The sequence below is a fragment of the Achromobacter sp. DH1f genome, from assembly GCF_000633435.1.
Taxonomy (GTDB): Bacteria; Pseudomonadota; Gammaproteobacteria; order Burkholderiales; family Burkholderiaceae_B; genus Achromobacter; species Achromobacter deleyi.
This window is the reverse complement of record NZ_AYMF01000036.1, coordinates 137,230-154,661: the sequence shown is the minus strand read 5'-3', so window position 1 is coordinate 154,661 and position 17,432 is coordinate 137,230. Positions and strand designations below refer to the sequence as shown.

19 protein-coding genes are annotated in these 17,432 nt (G+C 65.9%); 13 read left to right on the top strand and 6 right to left on the bottom strand.

Annotated elements, in window-relative coordinates; translation table 11 throughout:
* Nucleotides 1–17: 17 nt before the first annotated feature.
* From U858_RS0129080 to U858_RS0129060, 5 genes are read left to right on the top strand one after another with little or no spacing between them, the layout of a single operon-like run.
* Nucleotides 18–866: a transporter substrate-binding domain-containing protein gene (locus tag U858_RS0129080; RefSeq protein ID WP_115597039.1), complete on the top strand. Its 849-nt coding sequence runs from the start codon at nt 18–20 to the stop codon at nt 864–866.
* Complete coding sequence (locus U858_RS0129075) at nt 863–1,612, top strand: amino acid ABC transporter permease (RefSeq protein ID WP_025140632.1); 750 nt, start codon at nt 863–865, stop codon at nt 1,610–1,612. The genes U858_RS0129080 and U858_RS0129075 overlap by 4 nt, the downstream gene beginning before the upstream one ends.
* A gap of 52 nt (nt 1,613–1,664) precedes the next feature.
* On the top strand, nt 1,665–2,420 hold the full coding sequence (locus U858_RS0129070) for an amino acid ABC transporter permease (RefSeq protein WP_369797749.1): 756 nt from the start codon (nt 1,665–1,667) through the stop codon (nt 2,418–2,420).
* Nucleotides 2,407–3,255, top strand: coding sequence for an amino acid ABC transporter ATP-binding protein (locus U858_RS0129065; protein ID WP_025140630.1), 849 nt, complete (start codon nt 2,407–2,409; stop codon nt 3,253–3,255). Before U858_RS0129070 ends, U858_RS0129065 begins: the two co-directional genes overlap by 14 nt.
* Before the next feature lie 12 nt (nt 3,256–3,267).
* Nucleotides 3,268–4,167 (top strand): transporter substrate-binding domain-containing protein, encoded by a 900-nt coding sequence (locus U858_RS0129060; protein WP_029954454.1) that lies wholly within the window; start codon nt 3,268–3,270, stop codon nt 4,165–4,167.
* A 50-nt stretch (nt 4,168–4,217) separates the two neighbouring features.
* On the opposite strand, the gene U858_RS34460 is transcribed toward U858_RS0129060, so the two are convergent.
* Nucleotides 4,218–5,141, bottom strand: a complete 924-nt coding sequence (locus U858_RS34460) for a LysR substrate-binding domain-containing protein (RefSeq protein ID WP_025140628.1) — start codon at nt 5,139–5,141, stop codon at nt 4,218–4,220.
* A gap of 166 nt (nt 5,142–5,307) precedes the next feature.
* On the opposite strand from U858_RS34460, the gene U858_RS0129050 reads away from it, so the two are divergent.
* Together U858_RS0129050 and U858_RS0129045 are read left to right on the top strand one after the other, a co-directional pair.
* Nucleotides 5,308–6,282, top strand: coding sequence for a tripartite tricarboxylate transporter substrate binding protein (locus U858_RS0129050; protein WP_157838869.1), 975 nt, complete (start codon nt 5,308–5,310; stop codon nt 6,280–6,282).
* A complete protein-coding gene (locus U858_RS0129045; RefSeq protein ID WP_025140626.1) occupies nt 6,279–7,490 on the top strand; it encodes an aminotransferase class V-fold PLP-dependent enzyme in 1,212 nt (403 codons plus the stop codon). Before U858_RS0129050 ends, U858_RS0129045 begins: the two co-directional genes overlap by 4 nt.
* A gap of 52 nt (nt 7,491–7,542) precedes the next feature.
* Here the strand turns inward: U858_RS0129045 and U858_RS35130 are convergent, their stop codons facing one another.
* Complete coding sequence (locus tag U858_RS35130; protein WP_081821752.1) at nt 7,543–7,890, bottom strand: Ada metal-binding domain-containing protein; 348 nt, start codon at nt 7,888–7,890, stop codon at nt 7,543–7,545.
* 298 nt (nt 7,891–8,188) lie between these two features.
* On the opposite strand from U858_RS35130, the gene U858_RS0129040 reads away from it, so the two are divergent.
* Nucleotides 8,189–8,398, top strand: a complete 210-nt coding sequence (locus tag U858_RS0129040; RefSeq protein WP_025140625.1) for a DUF4287 domain-containing protein — start codon at nt 8,189–8,191, stop codon at nt 8,396–8,398.
* Between the two features lie 162 nt (nt 8,399–8,560).
* Nucleotides 8,561–8,818: a hypothetical protein gene (locus tag U858_RS0129035; protein ID WP_157838868.1), complete on the top strand. Its 258-nt coding sequence runs from the start codon at nt 8,561–8,563 to the stop codon at nt 8,816–8,818.
* Nucleotides 8,819–8,827: 9 nt separating this feature from the next.
* On the opposite strand, the gene U858_RS35785 is transcribed toward U858_RS0129035, so the two are convergent.
* Both U858_RS35785 and U858_RS0129025 read right to left on the bottom strand, forming a co-directional pair.
* On the bottom strand, nt 8,828–9,040 hold the full coding sequence (locus U858_RS35785) for a hypothetical protein (protein ID WP_157838867.1): 213 nt from the start codon (nt 9,038–9,040) through the stop codon (nt 8,828–8,830).
* Nucleotides 9,041–9,220: 180 nt separating this feature from the next.
* Nucleotides 9,221–10,126 (bottom strand): LysR family transcriptional regulator, encoded by a 906-nt coding sequence (locus U858_RS0129025; protein WP_081821751.1) that lies wholly within the window; start codon nt 10,124–10,126, stop codon nt 9,221–9,223.
* A 216-nt stretch (nt 10,127–10,342) separates the two neighbouring features.
* Here U858_RS0129025 and U858_RS0129020 point away from each other — a divergent pair, with 216 nt between their 5' ends.
* Entirely contained in the window at nt 10,343–11,728 is a 1,386-nt protein-coding gene (locus U858_RS0129020) for an MFS transporter (protein WP_232786625.1), read from the top strand.
* Here U858_RS0129020 and U858_RS0129015 read toward each other — a convergent pair.
* Both U858_RS0129015 and U858_RS0129010 read right to left on the bottom strand, forming a co-directional pair.
* The gene (locus tag U858_RS0129015; protein WP_025140621.1) at nt 11,691–12,449 is read right to left on the bottom strand and encodes an alpha/beta fold hydrolase; all 759 of its coding nucleotides are present in this window, start codon (nt 12,447–12,449) and stop codon (nt 11,691–11,693) included. The two genes, U858_RS0129020 and U858_RS0129015, sit on opposite strands and share 38 nt — an antisense overlap.
* A gap of 16 nt (nt 12,450–12,465) precedes the next feature.
* Nucleotides 12,466–13,440 (bottom strand): tripartite tricarboxylate transporter substrate binding protein, encoded by a 975-nt coding sequence (locus U858_RS0129010; RefSeq protein ID WP_025140620.1) that lies wholly within the window; start codon nt 13,438–13,440, stop codon nt 12,466–12,468.
* Between the two features lie 508 nt (nt 13,441–13,948).
* Here U858_RS0129010 and U858_RS0129005 point away from each other — a divergent pair.
* Genes U858_RS0129005 through U858_RS0128995 form a run of 3 tightly spaced genes read left to right on the top strand, consistent with a single transcriptional unit; the run spans nt 13,949 to nt 17,419 of the window.
* Nucleotides 13,949–14,887 (top strand): ABC transporter permease, encoded by a 939-nt coding sequence (locus tag U858_RS0129005; RefSeq protein ID WP_025140619.1) that lies wholly within the window; start codon nt 13,949–13,951, stop codon nt 14,885–14,887.
* A complete protein-coding gene (locus U858_RS0129000) occupies nt 14,884–15,789 on the top strand; it encodes an ABC transporter permease (RefSeq protein ID WP_029954448.1) in 906 nt (301 codons plus the stop codon). The genes U858_RS0129005 and U858_RS0129000 overlap by 4 nt, the downstream gene beginning before the upstream one ends.
* Nucleotides 15,790–15,841: 52 nt before the next feature.
* Entirely contained in the window at nt 15,842–17,419 is a 1,578-nt protein-coding gene (locus tag U858_RS0128995; RefSeq protein ID WP_025140617.1) for an ABC transporter substrate-binding protein, read from the top strand.
* The last annotated feature ends 13 nt before the right edge of the window (nt 17,420–17,432 follow it).

The following is a 17,432-nucleotide window of genomic DNA, read 5'->3' as shown; positions in this document are numbered from 1 at the left end:
TTGTGACCCTGGCCGCCATGGCGGCCTTTGCGCTCACCTGCCAGGCCGCCCGAGCGGACGCCACGCTCGACAAGATCAAGCAGCGCGGCAAGGTCGCCATCGGCATCAGCGCGCCGCACCCACCCCTGGGCATCCTGGATCCGGTCACTGGAGAGACGGGGGGCTACCAGACCGAATTGGCCGCCGACATCGCCCGCCGCCTGGGCGTGAAGCTGGAGACGGTTGTCATCTCCGCCTCCACGCGCGTACAGCTCCTGCAAAGCGGCAAGATCGACTTGATCATCTCTTCCATCGGCTGGACCCAGGAGCGCAGCGATATCCTGTCGTTTGCGCCGACGCCCTACGATCTGTTCGGCGGCACCGCAATCGTTCCCAAGCGCAGCGGCATCAAGCGCTGGGAGGATCTACGAGGCAAGACCGCCTGCGTGTCGCAGGGCAGCAGCTTCGCCAAGCCGCTGTCCGAGACCTACGGCGCCGTGGTCAAGGGCTTTCGAGGCATCAACGAGTCGCTGCTTGCGCTCAAGGGCGGCCTGTGTGATGCGTCGATCCATACCTATCCCGAGCTTTACGTCAAACTGCATGACGACAACGCCCGGGAATGGTCGGACTACACGCTGGCGACAGATGACCAGATTGCCCCCGCCCCGCTTCTGATCTGGATGCGCAAGGGCGAAACCGATACCCAGGCCGTCGTCGACGACGCCATTCGGGACTGGCACCGCTCGGGTTTTCTGCTCAGGCAGGTTCGTCAATGGGGACTGCCCGATGCCTGGGTGGCCAGCCGCCACGACATGGCGATCAAAGGCCGATTCGACCACGCGCCCGACGACGTCGCCGGGTATCGGACGAGGCAGGCCTCACCATGACGCTCGACATCATGACTCAGGCCGTGCAGGCGCTGAAATCGATGGGGCTCAACTACGCCTTCCTGCTCGACAGCGCCGAACGCGAATCTTTCATTCGCGGTCTCGGGGTGAGCGCGTTGCTCTGCCTGTTGACCATTCCGGCCAGCCTGGTCGCGGGTGTGTGCCTGGCCGCCATGACCACCTCGGGCCGCCGCGGGCTCGCGGGTCCTGCGCGGGTCTTCATCGAAGTCACACGCAATACGCCCACGCTCGTGCAACTGTATTGCGCCTTCCTGGTGTTCAACATGCTGATCACCCAGCTGTTGCGCGAGTGGGGGATCAGTCAGAATCCGCTCACGCCATTCTTCTGGGTCGTACTGGTGGTCTCCCTGCACAAGGGCGTGTTCCATGCCGAAGCCTTGCGCGCCGGCATCGAGGCCGTCCCGGCCACGACACTGGAAGCCGCGCGCTCCCTGGGTTTTTCACGACGCCAGATACTACGGGACGTCCAGTTGCCATTGGCGTTGCGGTTCGCGCTGCCAGCGCTTACCAACAACCTGGTGGAACTCGTCAAAGGCACGGCAATCGCGTCGGCCATTGCCGTGGGCGACGTGACCTATCAATCCATCATGATCTGGTCACAGCGCGACAACGTTCTTGAACTGCTGCTGCTCATCGTGCTGTGGTTCGGCCTGCTGACCTGGCTGGTCGGCAGGGCCGGCCGCCGCCTCGAACATCATTGGAGGATACCGGGCTATGGCAGCTAAGACGCTTGCAGGGCCCATGCCCCTGACGCTTGTCGCGCAAACGCTCAAGCGCATGGCCCGCTCCGGTTCATTGTGGATCGTGCTGATTGCGGCCTTGTTGGCGGTCTGGTGGATGAACAGCGACAGCCTGCCCCCCGGATTGGCCTACCTGAGGAACTGGATGCCGGCGCTGCTGCGCGGCCTGTGGGTCAATGTGCAGATCAGCGTGATGGCCATGGCAATCGGCACGATGCTGGGCCTGGTGCTGGGCGCGGTCTCCCTGTCACCCGTCAGGGCCGTCCGGGACGGGGTTCGCGTCTACGTGCAGGTGTTCCGCAACGTGCCCCTGCTGGTGCTCATCTACTTCACCACCTACGTGCTCCCATTTGAAGTGCGCATTTCGTCCTGGACATTGCCATTTCCGGACGGACTCAAGGTCGTACTGGGTCTGGCCCTGCCCACCAGCGCATACGTCGCCGAGATTTTTCGAGGCGCGATCCAGTCCATCCCCAGCGCTCAATGGGAAGCCGCGCACTCGCTGGCGTTTCGGCGCACACAGATATTCCGGCTGGTCGTCTTGCCGCAATGCGTGCGCAGGATGCTGCCGCCCTGGATGAACCTGTATGCCAGCATCACGATGAGCACCTCGCTGGCATCGCTCATGGGGGTGCACGAAGTGGTGGACACAGCGCAGATTGCCAGCAACACGGTAGGCCGGACCGACTTCACCATCTTCGTGTACTTCACGCTGCTCGCACTCTTTCTCGCCTACTGCTATCCGATTGCGCTGCTTACCCGTGCGCTGGAGAAACGCTATGCCCGCCACTGACCTGCCCTCATCGCCGGTTTCCCGGCACTCGCCCCGCCCGCCGGGCTTGCTGGTGGAGCTCCAGGGGGTTCATCTCTCTTTCGGCCAGAACGAGGTGCTCAAAGGCATCGATGTGCACGTTCACCGCGGCCAGGCCGTTTCCATCATCGGCCCTTCCGGATCAGGGAAATCGACCATCCTGCGCTGCATCACCGGCCTGCTGCGCCCGCAATCGGGCCATATCTCCGTGGGCGGCGTACGCGTCGACACACTCAGAACCGAGGCGGAATTCATCGCATTGCGCAAGAGCGTGGGCTTCGTGTTCCAGCAGTACAACCTCTTTCCTCATCTCACGGTGCTCGAGAATCTGGTGATCGCGCCGATTCGCGTGGGCGGGCGGGACCGTGCCACCGCAGAGCAGGAAGCGCGCCTTCTGCTGGACCGCGTCCGCCTGGGCCATAAATCGCAGTCCTACCCCGGAGAACTCTCCGGCGGCCAGCAGCAACGCGTGGCGATCGCGCGGGCGCTGGCCATGCAGCCGGAACTGATCCTGTTCGACGAGGTGACGTCGGCGCTGGACCCCGAGACGGTCGGCGAAGTACTCACCGTCATCCGGGACCTGGTGGCAGATGGCATGACCTGTGTACTGGTCACCCACGAGATGCGCTTTGCCGCGGAGGTCAGCGATCAGATCTATTTCACGGAAGCGGGAAAAATCGTCGAGCACGGCCCCGCCAGCCAGATATTCGACACGCCCCGCAGCGACCGCACGCGAGAATTCCTGCACAAAGTGCTTGGCGCGGGTGCACGCACGACTCAACCCACGCCCAACGCGTTGTTACGCGTTGCCCTCTGAGCGATTTGACCCATGCCCTTTATGCCCCTGCCCTCTCCTTCCCGTCTGTCACTGATCCTGGCATTGCTGATCGCGGCGTTCATTGCATTGCCTGCCAGCGCCGATGCCACCCTCGACAAGATCAAGCAACGCGGCAAGATTTCCGTCGGCATCAGCCCGCCGGCGCCCCCCCTCGGCGTGTTCGATCCTGCCACGGGCAAGACCGGCGGCTACCAGGCCGAACTGGCCGCAGACATTGCCCGCCGCCTGGGGGCCGAACTGGAAACCGTGGTTGCCCCCAACGCGACTCGAGTCCAATTGCTGCAGAGTGGAAAAATCGATCTGCTCATCGCCGCCTTTGGCTGGACACCGGAACGCGAGGCCATCCTGTCGTTCGCCCCCACCCCCTATGACCTGGTCGGCGGCGGTGCGCTGGTGCCCGAGAACAGCGCCATCAAGCGCTGGGAAGACTTGAAGGGCAAGGCCGTGTGCATGTCGCAAGGAAGCAGCTACGGCAAGCTGCTGTCGGAGAACTACGGCGCAGTGGTCAAGGGCTTTCGCAGCAGGGCCGAATCCGTGCTGGCCCTGAAAGGTGGCGTCTGCGATGCGGCCATACATGACTATCCAGAGCTGTATGCGAAGCTGCACAACGACACGATGAGTGAGTGGTCAGGCTACAGGCTGGCCACCCGAGACCAGCTCAATCCGACGCCCATCGTGGTCTGGATGCGCAAGGGAGAGGCCGATACCCAGGCCTTCGTAGACCAGGTCGTGCAGGATTGGCACCGATCAGGCTTCGTGCTCGAGCAAGCCCGAAAATGGGGCATGGACGACGCCTGGGTGGCGGTCCGCCATGACCGGGCGTTGCAGGGACGCTTCGACCGCGCACCCTATGACTTCGAGATATACCAGGCGCGCCCATCCGCTCCCTGATCCTGAAGGGCGCCGACCGGCAACGGGCCACGCGCAGGCAGGCGGGACGATCAGGGTCTTGCGGCAACGAATTCCTCGTCCAGCCACTGCAGAAAGGGCTCCAGTGCCGGCTTGTCGCGCGGCGCGCTGATGGCGCGATAGCACAGTCCGTCGTGGATGTCCTGTTTCCAGACTCGGATCAACGTACCCGCCTCGATCGCATCTCGGACCAGCGCTGCCCGCGCCACGCAGAATCCCAAGCCGGTCTCGACCGCCTGCAGCATGGGGGCTGAGTCGTTGAATTTCAGGGTCGCCTCGTCCAGCGGAATCGACGGGTTTCCCGCGTCCAGCCAACGATTCCAGTCATCCCGTTCAGAGTTGCTCAACAATACCGGCTTGAATCGCGCGCCTTGCGATTGGCGGGCCTTCATGCGTCGCGCCACGGCCGGGCTGGCGACCGCCCAACTGGCATCGTCGGTCAGCCGCTGCTGGCGATAACCGCTATCGAAGTGGCCGTCGGTGAGGCGGATGGAGACATCTGCCCCCGACGTCTCCAGGTCGGCGAAATAGCGATGCGTATCGATCTGCACGTCAACCCAGGGATACGCTTGCAAAAAACGCGGCAGGCGGCTCGCCAGCACGCGTAGGGCGAAGCTGCGCGCCACCGACACGACCAGCGTCTGTCGCCCGGCCACCAGCGACAGCCGGCGCAGGCCGGCATTGAGCGTATCGAAGGCCTGCTGCGAATAGGCGTACAGGGTTTCACCTTCCTGCGTGAACGCCAGGCCCCGGGGCAAACGGCGAAACAGTTCCACGCCCAGGTGCTGTTCCAGCATCTTGACCTGCCGGCTGAGCGCGCCTTGCGTCAGATGCAGCTCCTGCCCTGCGCGCACCAGGTTCAGGTGCCTGCCCACGACATTGAAAAAAAGCAGCGCCTTCATCGAAGGCAGACGGCGTATTAGATTGGCTTGCGCCACGGTATCCAGGTTTGTCATAGCTGGGGCGACGTGATGGTTAGCCCGCAAAGGCGTATTGCTGCATGGATTGTACGCATCCGCTATGAGGAAATCGAATACCGGATGACAAAGACCGTGCATTGTCCGTCAGCAGCCGCAGCGGCATATTGAACGCCTCCTTTCCCTTTCCGGAGCAATCATGTCCATGTTGCACAGTATTGTGGCCCGCGCCGTGGCCGCCGCCGGCCTGCTCGCCAGCCTTGGGGTATCGGCACAGGCCGCTGGCTTTCCCGAGCGTCCCATCACCATCGTGGTTCCCTACACGCCGGGCGGCAGCTCGGACGTAGTGGCGCGACTGCTGGGCCAGCAGTTGGCGATCGAACTCAAGCAATCTGTCCTGGTCGAAAACAGGCCTGGCGCGGGCGCTACCCTGGGCACCGCGGTGGTCGCGAAGGCCCCGGCCGACGGCTACACGGTCCTGCTGGCCGACAATGCCCAGACGACGGCGCCGTCGCTTTACCCCCGGCTCCCGTATGACGCAGTGCAGAGTTTCCAGGCCCTGGGCATGGTAGGCATCGCACCGGCCATGCTGTTGTCCAACCAGCAATCGGGCCTGCGCAGCGTCAAGGACATGCGTGAGAACACCGAACGCAATCGCAAGGGCTACACCATCGGCGTGGGCGCCGGCAGCCCCAGCCACCTGATCTCGGCGCTATTCCAGCAACGATCCGAACTCAACCTGATGATGGTGCCCTACAAGGGGGCCTCCCAGGCGGCAACCGATGTCGTGGGCGGACAGATCGACCTGATCTTCACCAATCCCGCCTCGGCGGAACAGTATTTGCACGCTGGCCGCATGAACGCCATTGGCATGACAGGCACCCAGCGCTTGCCCACGCTCGCCCAAGTGACCACGTTCCAGGAGCAGGGCGTCATGGGCCTTGAGAACGTCAACTACTGGTTCGCCTTGCTGGCGCCCGCCGGCCTTCCCGGCGAGGTAAGCCAGGTCTGGGAGAAAGCCATCGCCGCGACCTTTGCCAACGCCGCCGTCATGCGCCGCCTGCAGGAGCTTGGTATCACGCAAGTGCCGATGACGCCCGCCGAATTGCAACTTTTCATCGCACAAGATCGAGAAACCTGGGCCACTCTGGTCAAGAACAACGGAATGCAACTGCAATGACTCATCCCGCCAAGAACCTCCCCACTACCGACACCCTGTTGCGTGACGCGCGCGACCTTTTCCCCGGCGCCAGCGGCCAGACCTACATCGACGTCGCCAGCCGAGGCCTGATGCTGGCCAACGCGCCCCAGCAGGCCTACGATCATCTCCAGCTTCGCGTGTCGGGTCGTGCCGACAAGACCGCCTACTTCACGATGGCCGAAGCCGCACGAACCGGCATTGCTCACCTGCTGAACTGTCACCCCGATGAGATTGCCATCACCAAGAACGTCTCGGAAGGCTTGAATTTCGTTGCCAATGCCATCGACTGGCAAGACGGCGATGAAGTCCTGGTTTGCCCGGGCATCGAACACCCCAACAATCTGTACACCTGGCGCAATCTTGAACCACGCGGCGTGATCGTTCGCTACCTGCCCTCGCCAAATGGCGAATTGTCCATCGATGCCGTCCGGCAAGTACTGGCGGGAAAACACTGTGCTCGGGTGCTGGCCGTCTCCGCCACGTCCTTCATTCCAGGCTCCCGAATCGACCTGGACACGCTTGGCGAGGTCTGCCGCGCCCACGGCGTGCTTCTGGTGGTCGACGGCGCGCAGAGCGTCGGCGTCAGCCACATCGACTTGGGCAAGACCTCGATTGATGCGATGGCGATGAGCACGCAGAAAGGGCTGTGCGCAGCCTATGGCATGGGCTTTCTGTATGTCAGGCAATCGCTGGCGCGAACACTGCGGCCGCAAAGCCTGGCGAGATTCGGCGTGCACGTCTCGGCGTCGCACGAAGCCGACTACGATGCCGGCCCGATCGTGCTGCAACCGGGCGCGCGGCGCTTTGACCTGGGCAATTACAACTTTCTGGCGGCCCTGCTGGTCAAGAACAGCCTGGACGTGCTGAACGATATCGGCACCGCAGCGATTGACCGCCATGTCACGCGGCTGGCGCAGGCGCTGGCCGATGGCCTCGAGGCGCTGGGCGCACCCGTGCATCGACCGGCCTGCGGGCGCCGTGCCAACATCGTCTGCGTCCCCTCGAACAACGGCCCGGCCGCCGCAGCCGCCTTGCAGAGCCATCTGGAAGCGAGAAAGGTGCGAGTCGCCCTCAGGCGAAACTTCGTTCGCTTCTCGTTCCATCTGTATAACAACGACGACGACGTCGCGGCGGCGCTGAATGCCGCGCAAGGCTGGCTCAAGCAGCACCGGGGCAGCTTGCTGTGATCCTCGGGGCGGCGAAAGGGGCGGCGCGTCGGGTTTGCGCTGCCGCGGCGAGTCAAGCGTGTTCTTCAGACTGTCCAGACGATGCAGCGCATGCGTGACGCGTCGCAGACTGTGCCCGCACCCACGCCGCATACGCCTGCGGCAAGCACACCGCGCAGGGCCGATAGCCCGCGGCAATCGCCGTGGCCTCGTCCGCGAAGAAGACGCGATATTTGACGTAGCCGCCCCGGGCAATCGCTTGCCGGGCCGCGCGGCAATCCAGACGGCCATAGCGCTTTCCCCCGCGATGACCGCCAAGATTGCCGGGTACGGCGCTCTCGTAGGGCTTGCCGTCCGGCCCCAGCAGCCTGAACGGGCGATCCGGGTCGCCCGGTGGCGGCGGTTGTCTTGCGTCTGGCATCGATCTCCTCCCGGCCACCGACCTTGAACCCTGCCACCGATCGTGGATTCGAATGGCACGTCAACGGATGCGTCGGCGACAATTTCGCCCATTGAAAGCTTCGAAAAGCGTCGTCAGTGTATGGGCCGCAATCCGCCTGGGCACTCCGATAATTGCGGTGGGGTTTGCGCTGCCAGACAGCGGCGTCGGCATTGGCGCGAATGACAGTGATCCCTAGCCAGCGCCAGGCAACTGCGTCAGAATGCCGAACCAGAACAATGGCCTGCGGGCCAAGACAAGCCCCATCAAAGGAGCCCCCATGGCCGAGACAGCCCAGGTAAAAGGACCCGCGTCCTACTTTCCGTCCATTGAAAAGAACTACGGCAAGCCCATCTCGCATTGGATGGAGGTGCTGAAAAAAGCAGGCCCGCTCAAGCACATGGAACTGGTCAATTGCCTGAAGACCCAGCACCAGATGGGGCACGGGCATGCCAACGCCCTGGTGGCGGCATTCCTGGCCAAGCCATAGCGGCATCATGCGCCAGGCCGCGGCGGCGCAATGCCGCCCGGCCTTTTTCAACTTGGTGACAATCCGCAACGCCCCACCGATCCCGGCACGGTGCTTGCTCCCCGGCAATCCCCCTTCACCCATCTCAGCGGGCCAGCACCGACGCCGAAGGCAGGATTTACCGTGATCTCCCCGGAAATTGCTTCGTCCTCTACCTTGATCGGCAATACGCTGGTGTCGCCCCAGCCAGGGGCGCCGCTGCGTCCGCTTGCCGCCGCCAACGCCGACTGTCTTCAGGCGGCAGCGCGGCCGACGGACACGCCACGGGCGGCCCGTCGCGCACAACTCATGCGCTTGTGGCCTGCCGTGATGCTGTGGCTGATCGGGACGGGTCTGCTGACGCTGCTCAACCTGGCGTCCCGCTTTCTGGCGCCGTCGTGACGCCCCCGCTCAGCCGTCCGCCCAGACGGATTTGCGCGGCACATAGGCCGCCTTGACGTACCGCGCCAGCTCAAGCTCGATCGTCGAGGTCGTGCTGAGGGGCGGCTGGTCGGGATGCAGAAGCCGTTGGGCGGCTTCCAGGGTGCGGCGGGCGCATCGTTCGGCTTCGGTGACCACGGGTTGCTGCGGGGCAGCATAGGTTCCAAGCAAGGGGGTAGGCATGGCATGCACTCCTGGAGAGCCATCGGATATGGCCGACCCACCGTAGCAAGTCGCGTGCCCAAGCTGCGCTCACGCTATTGCGAGCCACCCGCTTGCCGATGGAGTCGACACTGCGGTCGTAAAAATTCCTGCTGCTGGCCTGTGCGACTGCCGTCGCGGGTTGCCTGATCGACGCCTGCCTTACAGATCGTTCAGCGCCTTTTCCCGCAGGTGCCCGACCAGGTATTCCACCAGCGACCGCACCTTGCTGGCCATCAGGCGCTGATGGGTCATCAGCGCGAACACGGGCCGCGGCGGCGGTTCCGCTTGCGGCAGCAAGGGCACCAGCCGGCCCGCCGCGACGTGGTCGGCGATGGCCCAGGCCGGGGCAAAGACAATGCCGGCGCCCGCCGCTGCCGCGGTCACCACGCCGTCCACCGTGTTCGAGCGCATCCGCGTGGGCACCCGCACTATGACGGGCTGGCCGCCTTGCATCAGGGTCCACATCTCTTCGTTCGCCTGGTGGCTGTAGACCAGGCCGTCGTGCTGCGCCAGGTCGTGCAGGCTGGCGGGCGTGCCACGCCGCGCCAGGTAGTCGGGTGAGGCGCTCAGGACCCAGCGGATCGACCCCAACCGCCGCGCGACCAGGCTGGAACTGGGCTGCTCGCCCACCAGCACGGCCAGGTCGATGCCTTCTTCCAGCAGATTGACCGGTCGGTCGAGCAGGTGCAGGTCCAGCGTCACGTTGGGATGGCGCATCAGGAACTTGGCCAGCAAAGGCTGTAAATGCACCCGGCCGTACAGCGTCGGCGCGGTGACGCGCAGCCGGCCCGAGGGTTCGGCGGCGTCGGTCTGCATGCTGCTTTCCAGTTCGTCGATGTCGGCCAACAGGCGCTTGGCCTCGGCGTAATAGCGTTGGCCGGCCTCGGTCAGGCGCAAGGCTCGGGTGGAACGCACCAGCAGCCGCGTGCCCAGGCGTTCTTCCAGCGCGCTCAAGTGGCGGCTGACCGACGCCAGTGAAATCCCGCTGACGCGCGACGCGCCGCTGAGACTGCCCTGGTCCACCGCTGCCACCAGCAGCGCCATGCCTTCCGATCTGTTCACCATATGCCTGCCTTTCACGTCTTTCCGTCGCGGTTTCATGCGCCTTCAGTATTTCATATCTGCAAGGCTGCTTTACAGATTTTGCTATTCCCTGCAAGGCTGGGGACTTCCATACTGAGGCCCGAACTTTCCTGTGCAGTGCTTGCCGGCTGCGTTTTTCGCTGCTTTCTGCTGCCCGCTTTTCAGTCCGATCTACAGCCCCGTTTTCCAGTTCTCCCCATGTCTGCCTCTCCCCTTCCCCCCGCCCCCCTGACGCCTGCCGCCCGCCGCTATGCGATGCTGGCCGTCTCCCTGTCCATCTCGATGGCGACGCTGGACACGTCCATGACCAACACGGCGCTGCCGTCGATTGCCACGCAACTGGGCGTCAGCGCGGCGGACGTGATCGGCGTGGTCACGATCTATCAGTTGGTCATGGTGGCGACGATGCTGCCGCTGGCGGCGCTGGCCGGCAAGATCGGCCACCGGCGGGTGTTCATGCCGGCGCTGTGGCTGTTCCTGGTGGCCTCGGTGTGGTGCGGCGCGGCGCCGTCGCTGTGGTCGCTGCAAGCCGCGCGCGCGGTGCAGGGCCTGGCCGCTGCCGCGCTGATGGGTTGCAACATGGCGCTGGTCACCGCCATCTATCCGAAAGAACAGCTGGGCCGGGGCATGGGCCTGAACGCCATGATCGCGGCGGCCTCGCTGGCCGGCGGGCCGGTGCTGGCCTCGGCCATGCTGACGGTGCTGAGCTGGCACTGGCTGTTCTACGTCAACGTGCCGTTCTGCCTGGTGGCGCTGGCCCTGGCCGGCGGCCACCTGCCCCGCAGGCCCGGCGACGGCAAGGCGCTGGACGCGGGCGCGGCCGTGCTTTGCGCACTGGCCTTTGGCCTGGCGGTGCTGGGCCTGGAACGCGTGGCAACACCGGACTGGAGCGCCGCGCTGGTCTGGGGCCTGGGCCTGGCGTGCTGGGCGCTGCTGCTGCGGCGTGAACGCGCCAATGCGCACGCCATCGTGCCGCTGGACCTGCTGCGCCTGCCGCCGTTCTCGACGTCGGTGCTGATCTGCGTGCTGGCGTTCGCTGCCCAAGGCGCGGCCATGGTGGCGCTGCCCTTTCTCTTGAACCAGACGCTGGGCCGCGACATTGCCGAAGTCGGCCTGCTGATCGCGCCGTGGCCCGTGATGGGCGCCTGCCTGGCGCCGTTCTCGGGCAAGTGGTCGGACCGGATTTCCGCCGGCGTGCTCGGCCTGGTCGGCCTGGCCTTGCTGGCCGCCGGCCTGGGGTGCGTGAGCGCGCTGCCGGCCGGCGCGCCGATGTGGGCGGTGATGCTGCCCATGGCGCTATGTGGCACCGGCTTTGGCCTGTTCCTGTCGCCCAATCAGCGGTTCATCATGTTCAGCGTGCCTGCGCATCGCGCCAGCGTGGCCAGCGGCCTGTCGGGCCTGGCCCGACTGCTGGGGCAGACGATGGGCGCGGCCTTCGTGGCGGCATGCTTTGCCGTGAATGCCCGGCTGGGGGCCACCTGGGCGCTGTGGGCGGCGGTGGGGTTTGCGCTGGCCGGCAGCGCGGCCAGCGGCCTGCTGGAACGCGTCACGCGGCAGGCCAGGCAGGCCGTGGCGGCCTTGTAGCGGCCAGGAACCCCTGGATCGCATCCAGATAGCGCTGCGGCTGGCCCTTCCAGTCTTCGACCAGCGTGGCGGACGGCGCCAACTGCGCCAGTTCCAGCGAGACGGCGCGCGGGTGCAGCGCGTCGTTGCCGCCCAGGATGAGCAGCGGAATCGGATTGCGCTGCACGAAGTCGCGGCTGACGCTGAAGACGAAATCGCCGCCGAACAGGTTGTGCCGCAGGCCGTCCAGCGCCCTGTCGTTCACGCCAGGGTCGCGCGCCCGGACGGTGTCGGCCCATTGGTCGAACGATTCGCCGCGCTTGCCGTCCTGCCCGGCGATGCCGATGGGCTGCTGCAAGATGGCCGACACGACCCGCTGCGGCGCCAGTTCGCACAGTTTGAGCGCGAACGACGAGCCGATGCACGAGCCGATCACATGAAACCGCTGCACGCCCAGCGCATCCAGCAGGCCCAGGTGATCGAGCGCGTAGGTCGTCCAGCCGTCGCTGGCCCGCACCGGCGCCCGCGAGCGGCCGGCGTTGCGCTGGTCCGGGGCGATGACGCGGTACTGGCTGGCCAGCGCCGCCACGGGGTCCGGATACTCGCGCGGCCGGCCGTCACGCGTTACGCGCCACAGTTCACGATGCGACAGCATGCCGCCCGGGGCCAGGGCCAGCACGGCGTCGCCCTGGCCCTGGATGTCGACGTGGAGTTCGGCATCGCCGATGTTCAAAATGGGCATGTCGGTCTCGTTCGTGTCATTGCAGCGCCACGCCGCTTTCGCGCAGCAGCGTCGGGAATTTGTCGGCGTCGCTGGCGATGCGGTCGGCGAAGGCCCGGGGCTGGTCGGCGATCGGATCAAAGCCGATGGCCAGCAGGCGGGCCCGGAAATCAGGTTCGGTGACCGCCTCGCGCACGGCGCGCCAGACGTCGTTGACCACGTCGGGCGATGTGCCGGCCGGCGCCAGCAGGCCGAACCAGCCGGTATCGCCGTCCATCCGCAGGCCGACCTGCGCCGCAGTCGGCACCTGCGGCACCGTGTCGCTGCGGTTGTCCTGCAACACCGCCAGCGCGCGGACCTGGCCGTTGGCGATCAGGCTGGACACCGCCGGCAGCGCCACGATGGCCGCATCGATCTCGCCGCCCAGCAGCGCCACGACCGCCGGCCCCGCCCCTTTGTAGGGCACGTGCTGCACCGTTCCCGGCACCTGCTGCTGCAGGCGGGTCAGCGCGCGGTGGTTGCTGTTGCCGTAGCCCGGGGTGCCGATATTGACGACCTGCTGGCTGGCCGCCTGGCGCAGGCCGGCAATGTCGTGGATGGGCGAGTCCGCCCGCACCACGATCACCGGCGGCGTCGCCGCCACGATGCTGATGGGGGCAAAGCTCTTGATCGGGTCGTAATTGATGGTGCCCTGGAACAGGGTCTGGTTGGCCACCAGCATGTCGCCGGTCAGCAGCAGGGTGTAGCCGTCGGGCGTGGCCCGCGCCACCTGGTCGGCAGCGATATTGCCGCCGGCCCCAGCCCGGTTCTCGACGATGACCGGCACTTTCCACAGCGCCCCCAGGCGTTCGGCCAGGCCTCGCCCCAACACGTCCATCGCCCCGCCCGGCGCCAGCGGCAGCACCAGCCGCACCGGTTTATCGGGATAGGCCGCCTGGGCGGACCCGGCCATGCCCAGCATCAGAACCACCACCAGGCGTTGCACCCGGGTCCAGAATCGAGAGAACTTCACCCCACACGCTCCACAGAACCGCGGGGCGCCGGCCTCGATCATCCATCGCGGTGTCGCGACGCCCCGCATGACACAGCAGACAGGCTACGGCGCCCCCCCGCGCAGGCCAACGAAGGTTTCCAACTATGGATATGCGCCGCCGCAGACCGCCGCGCCTGTCGATCCGCTGTCGGCCGGGCCGCCGCCGGGCCTTCCGCCGGCTATCAATCTTTAGGCAGGCGTCATAACACCCCGTTATTGCAGCCTCGGCCCCGGCGCGCAAAAAGGCAGAAATACTCTTTTCAATTCAATGACTTGAAAACCTCAGCGGCCTATCCGCGCACCCCGTCCCATAGTGGATTTCCCTGGGTCCCCGGCGCCGGACCGCGCTGGCATTCTTGCCCCACCCCAGCACCTGGACGCCACAGAGACGAGGTTGAGTCATGCCCAGACCAGTTCCCCCCTGCCCCGCACGGCGCGCCCCCTTCGGGCCGGCCGCCACCCTACGCATCACCGGCGCGGGCCACGCATGATCCGGCAGATTCTCAACCGTTTCACGATCTCGCTGCCCGTCCTGCTGGGCGTGGTGGTGGTGTGCTTCGTGCTGCTGCAAGTGGCGCCGGCCGACCCCGCCGCGGTGATCGCCGGCCCCACCGCCACGGCGGACGAACTGGCGCAGGTTCGCCAGGAACTGGGCCTGGACAAGTCCATCGTCCAGCAGCTGTCGCTGTATGTCTGGCGCCTGCTGCACCTGGACCTGGGCCGCTCGATGATCTCGAACGTGCCGGTCATCGATGAAATCGGCAGCACCATCGGCGCCACGGCCGAGCTGATGCTGGCCAGCGTGATCTGGTCGATTCCGCTGGCGATCCTGCTGGGCACGCTGGCCGCCTACCGCCGCGGCAAGCTGACCGACCGCTTCGTCATGACGCTGTCGGTGGTGGGCGTGTCGCTGCCGGTCTTCTGGGTCGGCCTGCTGCTGGTGCAGCACGTGGGCGGCGCGGGCCTGTTGCCGTACATCGGCCGCAACGGCCCGATCTGGACGCTGGCCGGGCTGCAATCGCTGGCGCTGCCCGCGCTGACGCTGGGCTCGGTGCTGATCGGACCGGTCGCACGCATCACCCGCACCGCCGTCATCGAAACGCTCAGCGGCGATTACGTGCGCACGGCGCGCGCCAAGGGCGCGGGCGAAGGCCGTGTGCTGCTGCGCCACGCCTTGCGCAATGCGTTGCTGCCTATCGTCACGCTGGTGGGCCTGCAAGTGGGCAACCTGCTGGGCGGCGCGGTGGTCACCGAACAGATCTATTCCTGGCCCGGCGTGGGCCGCATGGCCGTGGGCGCCATCTTCGCCGGCGATTTCCCGCTGGCCCAAGGCGCCATCCTGGTGACGGCGCTGGGTTTCATCCTCATCAACCTGATCGTGGATCTGCTCTACGGCTACCTGGATCCCCGAGGCAACAAATCATGAGCGCAGGCACCACTTCTTCATTGAGCGGGCTGCCGCCCCAGGCCATGGCCACGCCGCTGGCGCGCATTGCGTCGCGCCTGCGCCGCGATCCCATCCTGCTGCTGTCGCTGCTGGCGGTGATAGCCATCGTGCTGGTGGCGCTGCTGGCGCCCTGGCTGGCGCCGCACGACCCCTATTCCACCAACATGGCCATCGCCCGCAAGGCGCCGGGCTGGATCTCGGCCGACGGCATCCGCTACCTGCTGGGCACCGACGTGCAGGGCCGCGACATCCTGTCGCGCATCATCTACGGCATCCGCGCCACGCTGAGCCTGAGCGTGCTGGCGGTGATCGGCGGGTCGGGCCTGGGCGCCCTGCTGGGCATCCTGGCCGCCTACTACCGGCCGCTGGAAGGCGTGATCATGCGCGTCGTGGACGTGCTGCTGTCGTTCCCGGCGATCCTGTTCGGCCTGAGCCTGTCGGCGCTGATGGGCCCGGGCACCACCAGCATGGTGCTGGCGCTGGGCATCTCGGCCATTCCCGGCATGGCCCGCATCGCCCGCGGTTCGGCCATGGTGGTGATGAAGCAGGAATACATGGAAGCCGGCCACGCCATGGGCTTTGGCAACTTCTACCTGATCACGCGCTACCTGCTGCCCAATTGCTCGTCGATGCTGATGATCTACGCCACGCTGCAACTGGGCCACACCATCCTGCTGGGCTCGGTGCTGTCGTTCCTGGGGCTGGGTCCGCAGCCGCCCTTCGCCGAACTGGGCAGCATGGCCGCCGACGGCCGCAAGTTCCTGCAGATCTTCCCGCACATCTCGACCATTCCCACGATGACCATTTTCTTCATCGTGCTCGCCTTCAACCTGCTGGGCGACAGCCTGCGCGACGCGCTCGATCCCAAGCTGCGGTTCTGAACCGCGGCAAGACCGACCACACCACACACCAACACACAGGGGAAACCGCAACATGAAGATCACTCAGGGACTGGCCCTCGCGCCGCTGGCACTGGCCTGCCTTCTGTCCACGCCCGCCGCCGCGCTGGCGCAGGCCGACAAGACCGTGCTGATCCTGCGCGAGCTGGACACCGACAAGTACGACCCGCACCGCACCACCGCGCGCGGCGCGGCCGAGGTGCTGTTCATGGCGGCCGACACCATGGTCGGGCTGGACTACGACATGAAGACGCCGGTGCCGGCGCTGGCCAAGAGCTGGACCATTTCGCCCGACGGCCTGACCTATACCTTCAGCCTGCGCGACGACGTGACGTTCTGCAGCGGCCGCAAGATGACCGCCAAGGACGTGGTGGCCAGCTACGAGCGCTGGCTGAACCCCGAAACGAAGGGCCTGGAACGCTGGCGCGCCGGCCCGGTCGACAGCATCACCGCACCCGACGACGTCACCGTGGTCTACAAGCTGAAAAAGCCCTACAACGAGCTCTTGCAGCAGATGGCGCACTACATGCACTCGGTCATCAACATCGACCAGGTCAAGGCGTTGGGGCAGGATTACGGCGTGAAGGCCTTCGACGGCACCGGCCCGTACTGCTTCCAGAGCTGGTCGCCGCGCAACGAAGTGGTGCTGACCCGCCACGCCGGCTACAAGTGGGGCCCGTCCATCTACAAGGACCCGACGCCCAAGGTCGACAAGATCATCTGGAAGATCGTGCCCGAAGAAAGCACGCGCCTGACCGCCCTGCAAAGTGGCCAGGCCGACCTGTCGCGCTACCTGCCGCAATGGGCTATCAAGGACCTGAAGGCCGACAAGCGCCTGTTCGTCAGCAAGGCCGACCCGTTCTACTGGACGTTCTTCCTGGGCTTCAAGATCGACAAGCCGGTGCTGGCCGACGTGAACGTGCGCCGCGCCCTGAACCTGGCCATCAACCGCCGCGCGCTGACCGAGGCCATCACCTTCGGCGAAGCCGTGCCGGCCACCAGCATGCTGGCCACCGCCACGCCCGCCGGCTCGAACGACGCCTACCGCTACGACCCGGCTGCCGCCAACAAGCTGCTGGACGAGGCCGGCTGGAAGATGCAGTCCGACGGCTACCGCTACAAAGACGGCCAGAAGCTGTCGATCCTGCACTACGGCATCACCGGCTACTGGAAAGACATCATGGAAGCCGTGCAAGGCGACATGAAGAAAGTGGGCGCCGACCTGCGCGTGCAGCTGTTCGATTCGACCTCGGCCTGGGGCAAGCTGGCCACGCAGGAATTCGATGAATTCAGCATGAGCTTTGGCTACATGAGCACCGGCGAAGCGCTGAACAGCTACTTCCTGTCCAACAGCATCCCCACCCCCAACCGCATGAACTGGAAGGATGCCGACACCGACCGCTGGCTGGCCGAAGGCAGCGAGGCGCTGGACGCCAAGACGGGCGACGCCATCCTGTCCAAGGCGCTGACCAAGATCTCCGACGGCGTGGCGTGGATTCCGCTGTACCACGACTCGCTGTACCTGGTGGGCGGGCCGCGCCTCAAGCCCATGCGCGCGCACGGCATCTTCGGCGCCGCCGCCTACAAGGGCCTGGACATCGAGTTCAAGTAAGCCGCATCCGGCG